This window comes from Gordonia sp. DT219 (assembly GCF_049847065.1).
Classification (GTDB): Bacteria; Actinomycetota; Actinomycetes; order Mycobacteriales; family Mycobacteriaceae; genus Gordonia.
Genome location: NZ_JBNCNR010000099.1, coordinates 1 through 320, shown reverse-complemented (window position 1 = coordinate 320; position 320 = coordinate 1). Strand labels below are relative to the sequence as shown.

Below are 320 nucleotides of genomic sequence, written 5' to 3'. Positions count from 1 at the left end.
GCGGCCGCCGCCGACCGCGACACCCGCAGCCAAGCCCAACGCAACCATGATGCGATGCAGGCCGTGTACAAACTGGCCCTGACGTCGGGGGAACTCGGCGAATCCCACCGCGGGTTACCGGTGCAGCTGATCATCAAAGCCGACCTCACCGACCTGGTCAACGAAACCGGCCACGGCGTCACCGCCACCAACAGCCTGCTGCCCATCACAGACGTCATCCGGTTGGCGGCCGACGCCCAACCCTGGTTGGCGGTGTTCGGTGAGCACACCACCGTGCCCCTGTATTTGGGTCGGGCCCGGTTGGCGAGTCGCGGGCAACG

At 67.2% G+C, this 320-nt stretch carries 1 protein-coding gene; it reads left to right on the top strand.

The window, feature by feature from the left end:
* On the top strand, positions 1-320 hold a 320-nt coding region (locus ACPXB3_RS22595), incomplete at both ends, for a DUF222 domain-containing protein (protein WP_425729887.1).